The sequence below is a fragment of the Dellaglioa sp. CoH-56-MRSF-10 genome (assembly GCF_056782175.1).
Map to the genome: position 1 here is coordinate 1 of NZ_JBXAYF010000122.1, position 264 is coordinate 264.

1 protein-coding gene is annotated in these 264 nt (G+C 56.1%); it reads right to left on the minus strand.

Annotated features, from left to right (window positions below):
• A partial coding sequence (locus AC1RP4_RS08035; RefSeq protein ID WP_481763282.1) for a hypothetical protein occupies positions 1-264 on the minus strand: 264 nt, incomplete at both ends.

Genomic DNA, 264 nt, shown 5'->3' on the forward strand with positions numbered 1-264 from the left:
TGTGATCAACGATCGAGTCCAAAACTTCATCGTTTTCGATGTCGTTCCAGATCGTGTAGACGTTGGTCAGCGTTGCTTTCACCTTTTCGGCCACGTCATCGCGCTCGTGGTCCGGGTATACAGCCTCCGTATCCGTGCCGGAGCCCTTTGCGCTATTGAGCAGCGCGTCCTGCACGCGATCCGCAAGCTTCGTCACAAACGTCGCAGCATGGCCCCCAATTTCGTACGTCTCATCATCGACGAGCGTACGGAACTCGTCCAACG